General features: G+C 68.2%; 11 protein-coding genes and 1 pseudogene. 3 read left to right on the top strand and 9 right to left on the bottom strand.

What is annotated here, in order from left to right; genetic code table 11:
- Positions 1-6 precede the first annotated feature (6 nt).
- From L1785_RS19215 to L1785_RS19195, 4 genes are all read right to left on the bottom strand, one after another.
- A complete protein-coding gene (locus L1785_RS19215) occupies positions 7-3,354 on the bottom strand; it encodes a LamG domain-containing protein (protein ID WP_236090915.1) in 3,348 nt (1,115 codons plus the stop codon).
- Positions 3,355-4,538: 1,184 nt separating this feature from the next.
- Positions 4,539-5,687 (bottom strand): sialidase family protein, encoded by a 1,149-nt coding sequence (locus L1785_RS19205; RefSeq protein ID WP_236090914.1) that lies wholly within the window; start codon positions 5,685-5,687, stop codon positions 4,539-4,541.
- Between the two features lie 340 nt (positions 5,688-6,027).
- The gene (locus L1785_RS19200) at positions 6,028-8,466 is read right to left on the bottom strand and encodes an ATP-binding protein (protein ID WP_236090913.1); all 2,439 of its coding nucleotides are present in this window, start codon (positions 8,464-8,466) and stop codon (positions 6,028-6,030) included.
- Between the two features lie 718 nt (positions 8,467-9,184).
- Complete coding sequence (locus tag L1785_RS19195; protein ID WP_236090911.1) at positions 9,185-9,601, bottom strand: hypothetical protein; 417 nt, start codon at positions 9,599-9,601, stop codon at positions 9,185-9,187.
- Between the two features lie 439 nt (positions 9,602-10,040).
- Between L1785_RS19195 and L1785_RS19190 the strand changes: the two genes are divergently transcribed.
- The 3 genes from L1785_RS19190 (at position 10,041) to L1785_RS19180 (ending at position 11,999) form a co-directional block, all read left to right on the top strand.
- Positions 10,041-10,370 carry a VOC family protein gene (locus tag L1785_RS19190; RefSeq protein WP_236090910.1) on the top strand — a complete coding sequence of 110 codons (330 nt, stop codon included), beginning with the start codon at positions 10,041-10,043 and terminating at the stop codon, positions 10,368-10,370.
- A 414-nt stretch (positions 10,371-10,784) separates the two neighbouring features.
- Entirely contained in the window at positions 10,785-11,078 is a 294-nt protein-coding gene (locus tag L1785_RS19185) for an ATP-binding protein (RefSeq protein ID WP_236090909.1), read from the top strand.
- A complete protein-coding gene (locus tag L1785_RS19180; protein ID WP_308113384.1) occupies positions 11,079-11,999 on the top strand; it encodes a glycoside hydrolase family 31 protein in 921 nt (306 codons plus the stop codon). It abuts the gene before it with no gap.
- A 379-nt stretch (positions 12,000-12,378) separates the two neighbouring features.
- Here L1785_RS19180 and L1785_RS19175 read toward each other — a convergent pair whose 3' ends face one another.
- From L1785_RS19175 to L1785_RS19155, 5 genes and pseudogenes are all read right to left on the bottom strand, one after another.
- Complete coding sequence (locus L1785_RS19175) at positions 12,379-13,260, bottom strand: sugar phosphate isomerase/epimerase family protein (RefSeq protein WP_236090907.1); 882 nt, start codon at positions 13,258-13,260, stop codon at positions 12,379-12,381.
- 45 nt (positions 13,261-13,305) lie between these two features.
- Positions 13,306-14,349: a sugar phosphate isomerase/epimerase family protein gene (locus tag L1785_RS19170; protein ID WP_236090906.1), complete on the bottom strand. Its 1,044-nt coding sequence runs from the start codon at positions 14,347-14,349 to the stop codon at positions 13,306-13,308.
- A gap of 32 nt (positions 14,350-14,381) precedes the next feature.
- Positions 14,382-15,560 carry a Gfo/Idh/MocA family protein gene (locus L1785_RS19165; RefSeq protein WP_236090904.1) on the bottom strand — a complete coding sequence of 393 codons (1,179 nt, stop codon included), beginning with the start codon at positions 15,558-15,560 and terminating at the stop codon, positions 14,382-14,384.
- Between the two features lie 44 nt (positions 15,561-15,604).
- Positions 15,605-16,384, bottom strand: a pseudogene (locus L1785_RS19160) (ATP-binding cassette domain-containing protein); the annotation flags it as partial.
- 74 nt (positions 16,385-16,458) lie between these two features.
- On the bottom strand, positions 16,459-17,490 hold the full coding sequence (locus tag L1785_RS19155; protein ID WP_236090902.1) for an ABC transporter permease: 1,032 nt from the start codon (positions 17,488-17,490) through the stop codon (positions 16,459-16,461).
- Positions 17,491-17,621: the final 131 nt, after the last annotated feature.

The following is a 17,621-nucleotide window of genomic DNA, read 5'->3' as shown; positions in this document are numbered from 1 at the left end:
GCCCTCTCACTCGCCGCCACCGGGCGGAATGTCACCCGGGTTGCCGACGACTGCTCCGTCGCCGTCGCCGTCCTCCAGCTCAGCCCCGCCGGTCATGTCGCCCGTGCAGATGGCAGTGATCTGCCCGTTGCCCAGCGGCGCGTTGTACAGGCGCACCTCATCGATCGCGCCGACCCAGTGATCCGTCATCGACCCGCCGAACATGGACCGGCCGATCTGCACCGGCCCGGCCGCGCTCCACGAGCTGCCCGTGTACTCCACCGTCCCGTGCTCGGCGTCGGACACCGGGATCCCGGTGCCTTCCGGGTCACGACCGTCGGGATCGGTGGGGATCGGGCAGACCGACAGGCTCATGTCGCCGCTGGTCGCGTTGAACACCCCTGCCAGGTGCACCCACTCCCCGGCTGTGATCGGCCTGGTCGAGTACGCCCGCAAGCCCAGCGATCCACCGCCGTCAGTGTCGTAGGTCCAGAACCCCCAGCACGTGACGGGCTTGACGCCGGCCGCATCAGCGGGGCAGTGGGTGCTGGCGAGCTTGCCCAGCTTGAACCCCGAGTGGGTCTGCCCATCCTGCGAGACGGCGACCTTGTTCACGTTCCCCGCCTCGTCGGCCCGGACGAACGCCGAGACGGTGAACCCCGCGCTGTAGCCGCTCTCACCGGTCCGGTCCAGGCACTGGCCCGCCTTCAGGCCCTGGTCCTCGGTCCTGCCATCCGCCACACCGGCCGGACCGGTGGTATCCGAGGCGCAGCCGAACACGTTCACCACCGGCTTCGACGTGAACGCGATGTCCGACGCACTTCCGTCGAACACCAGCGCCTGATCATCCGCACGGACCATGGCCAACGCGAACGGCCCCGGAGTGCGTCCCACACCAGACGAGAGACGCAACGTGTGCGCCAACGCTCCGGCGTCCGCGGTGTTCAGGTCAGTTGAGCCGATGATCGCTGTGAACTGGTCCATGTGCCAGTACGCCGCCGTGGTCGGGAAGTCCACAGTGAACCGGTACGCGCGTGTGCCCGAGGTACGGCTTGAGGAATCGACTGCCTGTGCGTACAGGACGTGCGACCCTGCCCGAGTCATCGCCAGCGGCCCGACAATTACAGGTCCGCCCGGCGAGGACGGTGACAGCGGCGGCTCTCCGAGGCCGTCCGAGTCCAGCGACCACTTGTAGGCCACCACGTCCGAGGACGGCGAGTCCAGAGTGAACGATCCGCTGACGCCGACGCCGCCGGAGATCTCACCCTCCGGATACTGCGACGAGGAGATCGTTGGGCTGCCGGGGTTGTAAAGGTCCACCTTGAAGTAGCAGTTCGGGGACTGGTCCCAGGTGGTGTTCCGATCGCCGGACCCGTCCAACAGGTCCTGCACAGCCATCTGCCACCGGAACGTGCCCCCACCCGACAGCGCTGTCGAAGGGATCGACCGTTCGAACGCGGCAGGCGGCTTCTGCGTCGACGACCAGTTGTCGGTGTAGTACACCTGGGTGCCGCCCGAGGTCAGCACACGGAACTTGACGCGCACCTGCGACGAGTCCGGGTCCCGGGCGACGCCCCGCATCACGATCCCCGACGTGGTCGGGAACGACGGTGCGCTCGCCGCCGACGTCACACACGCCTCCGGCGCCTGGCCCTCGTAGTCCAGCTTCATCTCGCCCGACTTCGGCACCAATGGCGCACGGTTGTAGATGATCTCCAGGCGCGGGTTCTCGTACCGCTTCCACGTGTAGACGTCTGTGGTCGACGTGCCCTTGAGGCCCAGCGTGATACGCGCGGAGTTGTTGTCTGCCGCCCACTTCGCGACCGAGGAGATGTTCCAAGCGATATCTCGGTCGTTGCCGCAGACTGACTTGTGATAGATGTTTCTCTCGTCAACCTTGGACTGCCACTTGCCCGACGTGGTGAAGTTGCTCCACGTCGTGGAGCTCGAGATCGCCGCGGTCCGATAAAGTTCCGTGGTCCGGGCCGAACAGGCATAGGAATGGCTGCCGAAAACAGTGAAGGTCGCCTCGCGAATATCGCTACCCTTCAAGCTCGCGATCGAGGTCAACCCGGTCCACTGGAACACCGACCGCACCACGTTCGTCGGGTAGCAGCCGATGGTGGCCGTGCACACCCCGATCGGGAACGACGTGGCGTCGTTGTAATGGACGCTGGACGGGAACGCGGACTGAATGACCGCCTTGCCCCCCGGGTTTTTCGTACCTGTGGTCGGGTCGATGTGGATCGTCCCCTCCATGCCCGCCAACGCCTCGGCACCGAGGGTGACTGCCACGCCGGCGTCTGCACCCGCAGGCGCGTCAGCGCCCGTCACGAGCTCCGCACCGAGGGGCTCGATCACGTCCCCGGCTACCGGCGCGCTGGCCCGTCGCTCGGCCACATCGCCCGCGTCGACCAGTTCACCGTCCGGCGCCACCAGCACCTCCGAATCGGAGGTGGCCGTCTCGGCCATCGACGCCGCCGATTCGGACAACGCCTCCTCCGGGGCAGGCTCCAGCACTGCATCCGCAGCGGAGTCCCATGCCCGGGCCGCCGGCAGCTCGGCAACCACCTCGGCGGTGGCAACCTCTGTCACATCGAACCCGCCATCAGTCTTCGGCCGGAGGTCCAGGCCGTCGGACAAGGTCACCGGGAAGACCAGACCATCTCCCGTGAGCGCGTCCAGCTCGGGCACGGCGCGCAGCGCATCGGCCGAGACTGCCCGGATCACCTCGGAGAACGACGTGCCGTCGGAGTTCGGGGTCATGATCACGTCCACGCCGTCGTCCAACGGGTAGACCACCTGCCCCGCCGCGACGTCCACGACCGGGGCCGGCAGGTCGAACGGTACGTCGACCGTGATCGTGTGACCGTCCGCGGTGGTCAAAGAAGCCAGCGGGCCACCTGAACCCGAACCAGTGGTGTCCCCCGCAGAGAAGGTCAGATCGGCTGCCGGCGCCACCATCACGATCCGCCGGCCCGCCGGCTCGACTCGCAATGTGGCATCCACCGGCCGCCATGCGGTGCCATCCCCATCCGCGTCGTCCGGGTCGGGAGCGCGAACGGCATCAATGCTCGACGAGAGCTTCGCGTACCCGTCCGGCAGGATCGTCGTGGTCGACCAAGGGTCGGTGAGCGCATCCACGACCGTCTCGGTCCCACACTTCAGCGCGATCTCGCGCGCTACCTCCGGTGTAGCCGCGGACGGTGCGCACTCGATCTTGTTCACCTTGCCAGCAGGTGCCCCCGCTGCAGGAACCGCGCCGGTCAGCACGCTGGCCAGCAGCGCGAGCACCACACCGCGCACGACGAGCGGCCGGGGCGCGGAACTGGTGGGCCTGTTCGAGCCGGAGCCTTCGATCTGCCTACTACGCATGAAGTCGTCCCTACGACGCGGTCCTGAACACCACGAAGCCGCGCCCCAGATTGGGGGCGACCAGGCCAGGACCCTGCCGCACCCCTCCCGTTTCGTCCAGGTATGCACCTGGAACAGTTCCGGAGTTCACCCACTGGGCGCCTTGGTGGGCGGCGGTGTCGATCCCGACTTTGCTGCTTTGCGCAGGTCACGGTGACCCATCAGCGCAGGATGAGTCTTGCGGGCGCGAGGCACGATCAACCAGGCGGGAGACCGGCAGAAAAGCGGCAGGAGTCCTGGGGGTCGGGGCCGCAGGCCTGGTCACGACCGCTTCGTCAGGCAGGTCGGTCTCGAAGGATCATCGCCGCCTCGGGCACGCCGCAGTCCGCATACGCCCGGGCGGCACCGTGAAGATGCTGCCGTTCGGCGTCCGCGTCGCCGCGACTGCGGTGGGCATCGGCGAGACCGTGGTTGGCCCGGGCGAGCTCGCTGCTCCGGCCACGTTCAGCCAGACCGTGATGAGGCTGCGCGCACGGCTGTGCGCCGAGGACCTGCTCGCGAACAAGGGCACATCACCCCCACGGACCTCGCAACGATGGCTTCAGCGACCTGTCCCACTTGAACCGTGTGTTCCGCCGGCAGCTCGGCTACCGGGCCGCCGAATACGCACGGACCGGTCCGCGGTGTCAGCCTCTCCCGGCACGCTGCCGGTCGAGTCCGGGATCGGGCGAGAATCCCGAACGGGCTGACTGCTGTGTCGGTCTACGACGCGTGCGTGCTGTGCCCGTCGACGCTGTGCGACATTCGGGGTCCTGGCGGTGCAGCACGCGGACCCGGTCGGCCAGGACGGCGTCACCAGCCGCCCGCGCCTGTCAGGCGGCAGCGCCGGTGAGCCACTTGTAGTAGGAGACCGGTTGACGCCGAGGACCTGACACAGCCGCTTCACCGAGTAGGTGGGGTGATGCTCGGCGACGAACTGGAAGCGGCTCACCAGGTCGTATCTCCCGCGAAACACTTCGCTGCCTTGCGCAGGATCTCCCGCTCGGTCGTCAGCGTCCGCTTCTCGGCCTCCAGGCGCCGGTTCGCCGCTTCGAGCTCGGCCACGCGGGCCTCGAGCGGCCCGAGGCGACCACCCGAACGGACCTCGACCGTAGACGGGACCGTGCAACCGGCCCGCAGCACGCGGTCCCGTCCTGGTACTTGTGTCAGGCGCGTACGACCCAGCCCGGCACGAAGCGGCGCAGCACCACAGCGCAGGGCCAGTCGTTCAAATCGGCGATCGTCGGATTGTTGGCCTGCACCCTGCGCGCCTCGACCAGCGCAAGGATGCTGCCGCTTCCGGTGGACGTCAGCGCCGAGTAACCGCCCTCACGCAGGTTGCCGACCTGATTCCCTTCGCTCGCCAGCGGGTCATCGCTCAGCCATCGCTCGTACTTGTCGGGCCACGTCTCACCGCCGTCGGCGCTCGCGCGCAGCTTCATCTGGTAGCGATTGCCGTATTGCTGGCTCGCGGAGTTGAGGTGGATGAGGAACGGGTTGCCGTTGATGGAGTGGGAGATCTGGGCCGCGTGGGCGCCCGGGTCGATGATCTGGGCGCGCCAGCGCTCCGTGCCGAACACCTGCCAATCGCCCGGGTTTCCGATGGCGACGCGGCGAGTGTGGGGGTAGGCGTCGCTGAACTTGACTTCCGCGTCCAAGGCGCGATAGTTCAGGATCAGCTGCCCGTCCGAACGCTCCGCGACGGTTCCTTCGCCGTACGGCGACCGCTGCTTCCCGTCCTCGTCCACGTACAGCCCGACGGGAAGACCATGGCCCGCCCAGTCCCCGCCCGGCTCCTTGATGATCAGGCGTCCGCGCGCAGGGACCACGAGAGTGCCGTCGGCGCGCTGGATCCCGTTGCCAGGCCCGATGAAGTCGTTGCCACCCGCCACTCTGTCCAGGTCGGGGCGCGCCACTGGGGCGGTCCAGGTGGCACCGTTGTCGTCCGATGTCGCGAGGTAGACGTCGGGATCCTCGTTGTAAAGCTCGCCGAGCTGCCGGCGCAGCATGAAGCAGGTGAGTCGACCCGTCAATCGATCGTGGACCAGCGTCGGGTTCGTCCAGCTCTGGAGGCCTGCTCCCGCAAGCGTGGTCGCGACGCCCCAGGTCAGCCCGGAGTCGGTCGACCGGCGCATCAGCAGGTTGAAGTTCCCGCTCTTGTCTTCGTTGTGGTCCGGCCGGCCCTCCACAACCGCTATGACGACGCTCGTTCCCGGGATCGCCAAGATCGCGGGGATCCGGCACGAGTGGTAGTTGCCGCTGCCGCCCTCCTTGGGAATGGCCGCGGCTCCCGCCTGCGCATCCCCGAAGAGCATCTTGCTCTCCGTCCCGTCGGAGTCGAGAGCGAACGCCCGTTGCGGTGCCGCCACCCCCGCTCCCGTGAGTCCGAGCGTGGCGACACTGGCCGCTCCACCGAGAAACATCCGACGCGATAGCGTCACGACACGTCCTCACAGAACATTCGCATCCGCGATCGCCGGCTCGGTGGGGAGGCGTTACTACTTGCCATTGCGCGTCTCCTAGCGTAGGTAGGGAAGATCATCAGCGAAAGGTCAGTCTTTCGGGCGCGAAGCATGATCTACCAGGCGGGAGACCGGCAGAGAAGCGGCAGGAGTCCTGGGGGTCAGGGCCGCAGGCCTGGTCACGACCGCTTCGTCAGGCAGGTCGGTCTCGATGGATCATCGCCGCCTCGGGCACGCCGCAGTCCGCATACGCCCGGGCGGCACGGTGCAGATGCTGCCGTTCGGCGTCCGCGTCGCCGCGACTGCGGTGGGCATCGGCGAGACCGTGGTTGGCCCGGGCGAGCTCGTAGGCGTCCTCGTGGGACTCCGCGAGGCCTGCCGCCCGCTCGAAGTGGCCGACCGCCTCCTCGAACCGGCTCGAGAGTGCCAGCGCGCGACCGAGGTCGATCAGCGCAGTCCGTACCAGGGACGGGTATCCCAGATCCTCCGCGTCTTCGACCGCCTGGCTGAGATAAACAGCGGCCTCGGCACCTCGGTCGAGGCACACCAGGTCCGTTCCGAGCTCGATGAGTATCGGGCTCAGCCCGCCCCGAAAGCCCATCCGTCTGCACCGTTCAAGGCAGGCGATGTGCAGCAAGAGGGCGGCGGCCGGATCGCCGCGCTCGCGCAGGACGGTCCCTCGGAAGTTCTCGATGCGGAGGCGGTTGTACTGATCGCTGACATCCACCAGCTGCTCCGTCTCGGACAGGCAATGCTCGGCGTCCGAGAGGCGTCCGAGTCGCAGCAGCGGAACGACCATGTTCGCACCGACGACGACCATCGCCGTCGTGTCGGAGGCGGCCTCGGCCAGAGCAAGGGCCGAGCGATAGACGTCGAGCGCCTCCGCGAACCGCCCAGACTGACGGTGCGCAATGCCGATGTTCCTGAGCGCAAACGCCGCGGCGGTGATGTCGTCCAGTTCCCGAAAGAGCGTGGCAGCCCGTTCGAGATAGCTGACCGCTTCTTGGCACCGACCTGCTACCAGAAGATGCCTACCCCGGTCCGCGAGAGTGTGTGCCTCTTTCGATTCGTCGTGGAGCCGACGGGCGATGTCCAAGGCGATCCGGTTGATCGTGAGGTACTCCTCGTGGTCTCTGTCGATCAGTCGGAACGCGGTGAAAGCAGTGGCCAGGTGCCAGGCCGGCTCGAGCCGTCCCGAGCGCTCGGCCGCACTCACCGCGGCCACCAGATTCGTACGTTCGGCCCGGAACCACGATATGGCGCTCTCCTTGTCGGCGAAGCCGGGCAGCCCGAGGTCGTGTGCTGTCACCCCCGCGGCCAGGATCCGCGCTTCCGTCGGCGACACCTGGTTCGCCGCTCGGTACGCAAAATGCAGGTAGAGGTTGACCAGTCGGACGAAGGCCTCGTCGCGTTCGGCTTCGGGCTCCTCCATCCCGGCTAGCTGCATCGCGTACACCCGCACCAGATCGTGCATCCGGTACCGGCCGGGAGAACGGCTCTCCACAAGGTGCACGTCGACCAAGTTCTCCAGCATCCACACGGCCTGCTCCTCGGTCACCTCGCAGAGTGCTGCGGCGGCGCGGGCGTCCACGTCGTCGCCAGGGACGAGGCCGAGCCGCCGGAACATGCGCCGGTGTTCAGCGTCAAGCTCGAGGTACGAGGCGCTCAGCGCCGCCGCGACGCCGCTGTGTCGCATGTCGAGCTCGGAGAGCAGCCGGTCATCGTCGGCGAGGCGTGCCAGGAGATCCTCTGCCTGCCAGTTGGGGCGGCTGCGCAGCCGGGCCGCCGCCAGACTCATTGCCAGAGGCAGGCGTCCGCAGCGCTCCGCGATCGCGGCGGCCTCCTCCACGGTGATCCGGTCAGTGACAGCAGCGCCGAGCATCGCAACGGCTTCGGGCATCGCCGGCGGGTCAAGTAGCAACCGATACGCGCCCGCTACCTGCGACAGGTCGCGGCGGCTCGTGGCCACGACAAGGCTTTCCGGCGTTCCCGGTAGCAGCGCCTCGACCTGCTCTGCGTCGGTCGCGTTGTCGAGCACCAGAAGCACACGGCGACTTGCGATGACGCTGCGATATCGAGCCGTCATCTCGTCGACCTCCGCGGGCAAGTCCCGATCGCCGACACCGAGGCGACGCAGAAGTCGCGTCAGCACCGACTGCAGTCCCGGTCGTGGCCCTCCAGAGTGGGTGGCCCCGTGGAGGTCCACGAACAGCTGCCCGTCTGGAAATCGAGGGGCGAGGGCGTGTGCAGCCCATACCACCAGAGACGTCTTTCCGACTCCAGCCATGCCGTGCACCGTGACGACAGTTGCGCCGTCGTTGATCGCGGTGAAGAGCGCATCCACATGTCGTTCTCGGCCGACGAACCCCGCCAGCGCCCGCGGCAACTCGCGAGGCACCGGCGGGGTCCCTTCGGGCGGCGAGCTCAACAACGTCCGATCGGCCTCGTCCAGGCCAAGAGCTTCGATGAGGAGACGCAGCGTCTTCGGTTGCGGCCGCGCCCTTCCCGACTCGATGTCCCGGATCGTTCGCGTCCCGACGCCTGCCTTGAAGGCGAGCTCTTCCTGCGTCAACATCGCCCGCAAGCGCAGCGGCCGCAGGTTGACCTGAACGTCGGATCGTCCTTCAGACATCTCGCAAGGATAGGTCGTCGCCGGCAGGGGCCATGGCTGGCCACTTCGGCTAGTACGACAGCTGCCGGTGGCTGTGGCCTGCGGTGATGCGGTTGGAAGTGGGCCGGCCACCGCCGACAGGATCTTCGATGAGTTCGGCGCGGGCGTCTGGTGCGTCGCGGACGCCGTCGGGCAGGGTCCGAGTGCATCGGGGACGAGGCCGGCGATGAGGCTGGGTCGGTGGACTGCGGGGCGTGCTTCTACTCGCTGGTGCAGGACAGCGGCGACGTCGTCCGCGTCGTACAGGTTCTTGGTCATCGCCCAACAAGTCGGGTCGCAAAGTACACCTCGGACAGCTCACGATAGGCGCGCTGGTCCAGGCCCATACGCTCAACCAGCGCGGCGGGGTCCGCGACGGGAATATCAACACCCACCAGAAGCCCGGCGGCGGCACCTGCCCCGGCTCCGGCAAGAGCGAGAGCACCGGCCGCGAACCGCGCGACTGACCACACGAACCACGAACGGCCCGCCACCTCACAGTGGCGGGCCGCTCTCCGTCAACCGCTCACCGACCACTCCGGTCGACGGATCGGCAGCTGTACCGACTCGCGGTCTGAATAGCGCTCTGGGGCCACGTTGCCGAATTGTGCAGAATCGTGAGGTGTATGTCACGACTACCAGTCATGACATACACATCGACGGCTTCTGACGCCGCGGCCGACCTTTCTCGGCGGCGGGGCTAGGCATTTGCGCAGTGCGCCCCGCCTTGTCCGCTTGCGGCCTTGGGCACGTCGCGTAGGTCGACAACCAACGCCGTCACGTTGCCGTCGGCGTCGAGCAGGATCTCGTCCACGAACCCGGTCGCGATGAGAGCGCGGAAGTCCGACTGGTCAAACTCCAGGGGCTCGGGGAACGCGACGGTCAGGAACGGGGGCGACACGGAGACGATCTCGCCCGCAAAGCCCTCAGGCGTCTGCCCGGCCGGGTCGGCGACCGCGGTGTTCGCCCAGGCTGCGGCGGCAGCACAGCTCACCGATTGGACGATCGGATGAATCGTCGCCTGCGCTGGGGCAGCGAAGGCGGCCAGGACCGCCACGCTCGCCACCGCGGGAACTCCCAAACGCACCCCCAAACGCGTCTTGAACACTCTCTTCATGGGTCGGCCTCCTTGCCGTCAGCGCGAGGATGCAAGCCGCGGACGGGCGTTGATCGAAGAGCCTCGCGCGCTCGGACTATTCTCTCCCTTCGGGCCATGGAAAGTACCGCCAATCCGGGATGAAAACGCCGGTCGAATAGTGAAACCTTTCGCGGCCCGGGACTTTCTATGAGGGCGTCCCGGCAGGATCGGCGTCGCTGCTGGTCAGTGTCGAGATCGGGCAGGTAGCACAGCCTTGCGCCCAGTTTCATCCGGTTGTCGAGCGCCAAGCGCCGAGCACCGCGAACAGAGTCCCTCCCCCTCGATATCCTCACAGGTCACACCATCGTCTAGAGGATGGCGCTGACGTCCGACGAAGCTGGCTCACGACGGTGCCGGTGCTCGCCCCGAGGGACTTCTTGCGATGGCGAGGACGTGGTGCCGGTGCGACGATCTTGCGATGTTGCGCATCGGAGCGGTCGTGATGAACACGTCGGACAACCGCCGGGCGGCTCAGTTCTGGCGTGAGGCGCTGCACTATGCGCCCCGGTCGGCCAACCCGGACTTCCTCTGCCCGCAGCGCGGCGAAGGAGTCAGGCTGCACCTCGACGAGGACGACCGGACGCACCTCGACCTGTGGGTGGACAGCGAGGAGGAGCAGCGGTCCGAGATCGAACGGCTCATCTCGCTCGGGGCGACGAGGGTGGACTGGACCTACCCCGATGGCGCCGACTTCGTCGTGCTCGCCGACAGCGAGGGCAACCTCTTCTGCGTGGTCAACACAGCCTGAGTTCGCCATACCTGTGGGTGCCGTGCCACGCCTCGCCGACCAGGTAGGTCGTCACGCCGGCCACGAAGGGGTCCTGCCCGTGCTGTATGGCGGACGTGCCGTATCGGCGTCGATGGAGTCGTCGAGGATGGGCGACGTGGCGGACGTCGTCGTCGGTCTTGGGCAGGTGGAATCACCGCGACGATGCTGCGACGCCCACTCCTTGTCCAGTGCGGACCGTGTCGGCTCGGGCTGGCGAACCGGGTGCTCGTCCAGGGCGCCGGGCGCGTGGCCTGTGCCGTCGCCGTCCACGCTGGACCTACTGTCGGCCGGTGCGGGAGTGGTCCTCTGACCGGCAAGCGGGAACGCCACCGACTGTAGCGGTGCGCCCATCACGGACTCCCGCCAATCGGTCAGACTCCGAAGGCCCTCGCGGTGACCTCACACCTGACGAGCGGACGCCACCCTTGTACCGTCATCGTGGACGTCAAGGACCAGGGACCGGGCATCCCGGCCGTGGCGCTCGAGCGCGGACGCAGCGACCGAGGCTCCACGGGCCTGGGGCTCGACATCGTCGGCACCTGCGCCGAGGCGACGGGCGGCGGCCTCGAGGTCCGCACCGACGGGCAGTGGTCAGTCGTACGGCCGGCCCTCGGGACGGCGCTCGACGCAACGACAGCCGGCGCACCCCCGACTGCGATCGTCCGGCGGAGAACCGCTCCCACCTAAATTTCATGGACGCCGTCCCCGAGCGGGTGCCGCCGCTGCCACGCTGGGCGCTGGGATACTTCCAGTCCAAGGAGCGCCACAGCACCCAACAGGAGTCGCTGGCTGCAGTTCGGCGCGTTCCTGCCCATGTTCCGCTCGCACGGCACCGACACGCCCCGAGAACCGTGGCGCTTCGGCGACGTCGGCGACGTCACCTACGACACGATCATCGACTTCATCCGGCTGCGTTACCGGCTGCTGCCCTACCTGTACACGCTGCAGGGATGGGAGACCCACCGCCACTACACCACCATGAGAGCGCTGGCCTTCGACTTTCGCCACGACCCCGCGGTGTACGACATCGACGACCAGCTGATGATCGGCCCGGCGCTGATGATCTGCCCGGTGACCAAGCCCATCTACTTCGGCCCTGACTCCACGCCCATGGCCGATGTCGTACCGACGCGGCCGGTGTATCTCCCGGCTGGATGCGGCTGGTACGACTTCTGGACAGGCGAGCGTCACTCCGGCGGACAGACGATCGAGGCTGCCGCACCGCTTGAACGCATGCCCATCTTCGTCCGGGCCGGCTCGATTCTGCCGCTCGGCCCGATCGTGGGGCACGCCGAGCAGGCTGCGGATGCGCCGCTGGAGATTCGGGTCTACCCCGGCTCTGACGGCCACTTCGACCTGTACCGCGACGCGGGCGACGGCTACGGCTACGAGCGCGGCGAGTACACATTCACGACGCTGGGTTGGTCAGACACCGAGGGCCTGCTCACCGTTGACGCGCGCACTGCAGCGGCCTCCGGATTGGCCACGCACCTAGAACTGACGCCAATCCGCGTAGACGAGCACTGCGGCCTCGGCCTGAACGAGCCCGCGGCGGGCACCCCGACCGTAACCTTTCAGGGACCGCCAGCCACCTACCATCTCGGATGACGTCGCGCTGGGACGCGGCCCGGGATCTGAACGCGCCACGCAGGTCAGATGAGGTTGTCCGCTGCCCACTGAGTGCCGACCAATCTCACGCCTGACGAGCGGACGCCACCCTACGCATCGAACTGCGCGAGCTGAGCGCGCCCCCTCTGGCGTTGCACCGGTGCGACGGGAACGGACGGTCGTCGTCATTCGGCACCGCCAGGCATGCGTCAAGAGTGTCGTCGATGACGCCTCGAACTCGTAGGCATCTCCCGGCGGCGCCAGACGGCGTTGGAGACGACCTGGCCCTACCGGGTCACCCACAAGCCCTCGAAGTCCGGGATGAACGAGATGCCGTTCGTCCACACGGCGACCGATCTCCGACTGTGATGACGGGACCCTACGCGGCGCGGGCCGTGTCGATGAGCTCGCGCAGCCGTTCGAGCTGGATGCGCGAGACCTCCTCGGACGCCTCGTCCTCGGCGAACACGTTCGACACGATGAGCGCGTCGTCGCGGTCGAGGTACCCGGTGCCGGCGAGCACGCCGAACAGCTCCGCCCAGTCGACGTCGCCGTCCCCGATGCGGAGATGCTGGTGCACACGGGCGGTGTTGCCGGGCGGGTTCGAGATGTACCGCAGCCCGTGGGAGCGGCGGTGGTCGAAGGAGTCCGCCGTGTAGACGGCGCCGAGACGGTCGTCGATCTCAGGGATGAGGGTGGTCGCCCGGTCTCCGTAGTAGAAGGTGTGCGACGCCACGTACACGAACCCGACCGAGGCCGAGTTGAGTCCGCGGATGATGCGCCACGCCTCGAGCCCGTCCTCGACGAAGTCGTCGGGGTGCGGGTCGAGGTTCAGGCGCAGGCCCTCCCGCTCGATGCGGGGCAGGAGGACCTCCATCGACCGGTAGAACGCGGCCTCCGAGTCCTCGGACCGCTCGGGGCGGCCGCTGAACTCGGAGTTGATGACCGGGATCTCGAGCTGGACGGCGAGCTCGATCACGCGCAGGAAGTTCCGCACGGCGGCCTCGCGCTGCGGCTCGTCGGGCCACGAGATGCGCTGCACCGGGAGGATTGCGGGGATCGCGACGCCGGCGTCGGCGGCACGCTTCTTCAGCGAGGTCACGAGCGCGTCGTCCGCCTTCGGGTACCGGAAGAACGGCGTGAAGTCCACGTGCGGCGAGAGCTGCATCGCGTCGTACCCGAGCCGGGCCACGACATCGGGGAAGTCGAGCAGGCCGTGGTCGTGGTGGAACGGCGTGGGGTCCAGGGCGATCGTCACCATCGGTGGTGTCCTCTCGGCTCAGGCGTAGAACGCGGGGCGATGCCGTCAGCCACGTTGTCTTTCTTCCATCGGTGCTTCGACGACGCCGGAGCGCCGGCCGGCCTCGATCAGGTTCTTGGCTGCGTACTCGATGCCTTCGATCTGGCCGAACGACGCGTCCTCGTGCTCGATGTTGACGTGCAGGCCCGGGTTGGCCTTGTGCAGCGCCGTCAGGAACCGGGTCCAGAACTCCTCGGCGTGGCCGCGGCCGACGGCGACGAAGGACCAGCCGGGGACGGCCGGCCAGCGGGTCACCGTGTAGTGGCCGCCGAGACCGAGCGGGTTCTCCTCGGCGGGGATCCACTCGAACCGGTCGTCGAGGACTCCGTTGACCTGGGCGGTCTCGTGGACGAGCGTGTCCTTGGCCGCGGCGAAGAAGACGAGCTCACCGAGCTCCTCGATCGCCGCCACGGGGTCGATCCATTGCCAGAAGAGGTGGCTGGGGTCCATCTCCGCACCCACGTGGGTGCGACCGCCCTCCGGAGTCGTCAGCTCGGCGAGGCGCTTGAGCGTCGCGGGGTTGAAGACGAGGTTGTGCGGGTGCATCTCGATGGCGACGTTGACATCGTTCTCCGCGGCGAGCAGCTGGATCTCCTTCCAGTACGGCACCGCGACCTCCTCCCACTGGTAGTCGAGGCTCTCCTTGTAGGCGGAGTCCCACGGGATGACGTTCCACGAGGGGCGGGTCGTCCCGGGCTCCGACCCAGGGAGGCCCGACATCGTGATGACGGTCTTCACGCCGAGCAGCGCCGCGAGCCGGATGGACCGCCGTACGTCCTCGGAGTGCTTGGACCGCACCTCCAGGTCGGGGTGGAGCGGGTTGCCGTTGCAGTTGAGCGCGGTGAGCTCGATCCCGTGCCGGTCGAACACGGCGAGGTAGTCGCGGCGCGCCTCCTCGCTCTCGAGCAGCTCGTCGACGGGGCAGTGCGGCGTGCCGATGAAGCCGCCGGAGTTCACCTCGGCCGACGTCAGGCCGAGGCCGGCCAGGATCTCCAGGGCCTCGTCGAGGGTCTTGTCGTGGAGGCAGGCGGTGTAGGCGCCGAGCTTCATGTCATGGTCCTTTGCGGAGTGGTTGATCGTTCTCAGGCGAGGCTGACGGTCTTGCCGCCGCCGGCTGCCGACTCGCTGACGGCGGCGAGGATCTCCATGTTGTGGAGGCCTTCGGCGAGGGAGGGGACGGGCGGCAGCTTTCCGAGGCCCGCGACCTGGTCGAGGAAGGCCCGGCACTGCCAGGCGAAGAGGTCGTTCTGGCCGTGGCCGACGGAGGGGAAGTCCATCGGGATGCCCTTGAGGATGCCGGGGTGCTGGGGGCCGATGAGCACCTGCCGGTATCCGTTGGTCCGGCTGCCGGCGCCCTGGTCGGCGAAGGTGAACTCGCCGGGCCGGTTGAGGTCGAACGCCGCGGCACCCGTGCCGCCGAAGACCTCGAAGCCCAGGCCGTTCGGCAGCCCGTGCGCCACCCGGCTGATGGAGAACGTGCCGACGGCACCGCCCGCGAAGGTGGCGGTGAAGGTGGCGATGTCCTCGTTCTCCACCGGCTCGGTCTGGTCGCTGACCGCCCCGCCGGCGTGGCCGACGGTCGCGCCGAGCGGCTTCGGGCGCTCGCGGGTGAAGGTCTGGAAGACGGCCCCGCTCACGCTGGCGATCGGCCCGCAGAGGTACTCACCCAGGTCGATCATGTGGCTGCCGATGTCGGCGAGCGCGCCCGTCCCGGGGGCGCCCTTGTAGCGCCAGCTGATCGGGTTCTTCGGGTCCTGCGCGTAGTCGCACCAGTAGTGGCCGTTGAAGTGCCGCAGGTCGCCGATCGCGCCGGCCTGGACCTGCTCGCGGATCGCGTTGATCCCCGGGGTGCGCCGGAAGGAAAAGCCGACGCCGGACTGGCTGCCGGCGGCCTCGGCGGCCGCCACCATCGCCTTTGCGTCCTCCACGGACGGGGCGAGCGGCTTCTCGCACAGCACGTGCTTGCCGACGGCGAGCAGGGCCTCGACGACCGGACGGTGCAGCTCGTTGGCGATCGCGACCGAGACCACGTCGATGTCCGGTGCGTCCACGATCGCCTGCCACGAGGTCTCCGCGCGCTCGTAGCCGAAGCGCTTGGCGCCGTCGACGGCGAACGGCTCGTGGGCGTCGGCGATCGCCACCAGCCGGATCTCGGGCAGGTCGAGGTCGTAGAGCTGGCTGGCGGTCCGGTAGCCGGCGGCGTGGGCACGGCCGACCATGCCGGCGCCGATCACGGCGACACCGAGTGACTTCTTGGTCATGGCAGGTTGCTCTTTCTGTTTGTGGAAGTAGGGAAGCGACCAGGTCAGCCGGTCTGCTTCGGGTGGGTGCGCCGCTCGAGCTCCGAGGGGTCGGGGACGTGGCCGGCATGCTCGCGCTGGTAGGTCTCGATCTCCGCCTCGAGCTCGGCCATGGCCTCGCCGCCTGCCATGAGATCGGTGATCTCCTCGCGCGTGCGCTCGCCCTTGCGGAAGTCGGCAGCCAGCGCACCGCGGATGAGCACGGCGAAGTGGTCGCCGACCGTCATGGCGTGGGTGACGTTGTGCGTGACGAGGATGACGGCGATCCCCTTCTGGCGTGCCTGCATGATGATGCGCAGCACGTGCGTGGCCTCCTTGACGCCCAGGGCCGCGGTCGGCTCGTCGAGGATGAGCACGTTCGCGCCGAAGTAGACCGCGCGGCCGATCGCCAGGGCCTGACGTTCGCCCCCGGACAGTCCACCGACGAGCCGGTCGCCGTCGGTGACCCGGGTGATGCCCAGCGCGCGCATCTCGCGCACTGCCACCTCACCGGCGTACTTCCGGTCGAACCGCTTCAGCGGGCCCCAGCCCTTGGTCGGCTCGGCGCCGACGAAGAAGGAGCGACCGATGCTCATCAGGGGGAAGGTCCCGCCGAACTGGTGGACGGTCGCGATCCCGTGCGCGCTGGCATCCCGGGGGCTCTTGAACGACGCCGGTGCGCCGCCGATCTCGAGCGTGCCCGACGTCGGCTCGTGGAAGCCCGAGAGCACCTTGATCAGGGTGGACTTGCCGGCCCCGTTGTCGCCGAGGAGGCACAGCACCTCACCGGGTCTCACCTCGAGGCTGATGTCGGTCAGGACGTCGGTGGTCCCGTAGGACTTGCAGACGTTCGTCAGCTTGAGAAGGGGTGCGGACATGGTCATGCCTTCCTCTTCGGGGCGTAGGAGAGAGCCATCTTCCGGAAGGTGTTGTTCATCAGGACCGCCGCGAGCAGCAAGATGCCGAGGATGAGGCTGGCCCAGTCGGAGTTCCAGCCGGTGTAGTAGATGCCCTGCTGGACGATGGCGAAGGTCAACGTGCCCAGCACGACCCCGACGACCGAGCCGTAGCCGCCGGTGAGCAGCACGCCTCCGATGACGACGGCGATGATCGAGTTGAAGACGAACGCCTGGCCGTTGGCGACCTGTGCGCTGTTGTAGAGGATCGTCTGGATGACACCGACGAGCGCAGCACCAAGACCGGTTCCCATGAAGAGTGCGATCTTGACCTTCTCGACCGGGATGCCGGTGGCGCGAGCACTCTCCGTGTCACCGCCGACGGCGAAGATCCAGTTCCCGTAGCGGCTGGTGTGCAGCATCCAGCCCACCACGAGGATGACGCCGATCCACCAGAAGATCGCGACCTCGAACTTGTTCGCCAGCAAGGTGCCCAGGAGCTCCTTGGCCGGCGACCCGGGATCGATCGCGACGCTCGTGGTCCCCGTGAGGACACGGGACACGCCGAGCGTGACTCCGGCGAGGCCGAAGTTCGTGGCCAGGGTGACCACGAACGAGGGCACCCTCGTGCGGGTGACGAGAAGTCCGTTGAGGAAGCCCGTGGTCAGGCCGAGGCCGAGGGCGAGAAGGATGCCGACGCCGACCGGCGCGCCCCACTGCCCCGAGACGATGGCCAGGGTCATCGAGCTCGAAGCGAGAACCGAGCCCACCGAGAGGTCCAGCTCGCCGGCGATCATCAGCAGCCCTACCGGGATGGCGATGATTCCCAGCTCCGCTGCGACGTTGAGCCAGCTGGCCGATCCACCTGCGGACAGGAACTGCGAGCCGCCGAAGATCGCGAAGAAGACGAAGACGCTGAGCGTCCCGATCAGCGCTCCCGACTCGGGTCGGCGCACCAGGTTGCTGAGTCTGGCCCCGGTCGACGCCGACGCTTGGGGTGCGTGCACTGCTGCCATGAGTCTTTCACCTTCGAAAGGGTCGATGCCGACGACGACGTCGGCGAGGGCTGCGGTGGGGGGGGGGGGGGGGGGGGGGGCCCCCCCCCCCGCGGGGGGGGGGGGCCGGCGGGCGGCCCCCCCCCTTCTGC

It is taken from the genome of Antribacter soli (assembly GCF_021568775.1).
Classification (GTDB): Bacteria; Actinomycetota; Actinomycetes; order Actinomycetales; family Cellulomonadaceae; genus Antribacter; species Antribacter soli.
This window is presented reverse-complemented; position numbering and strand designations above follow the sequence as displayed.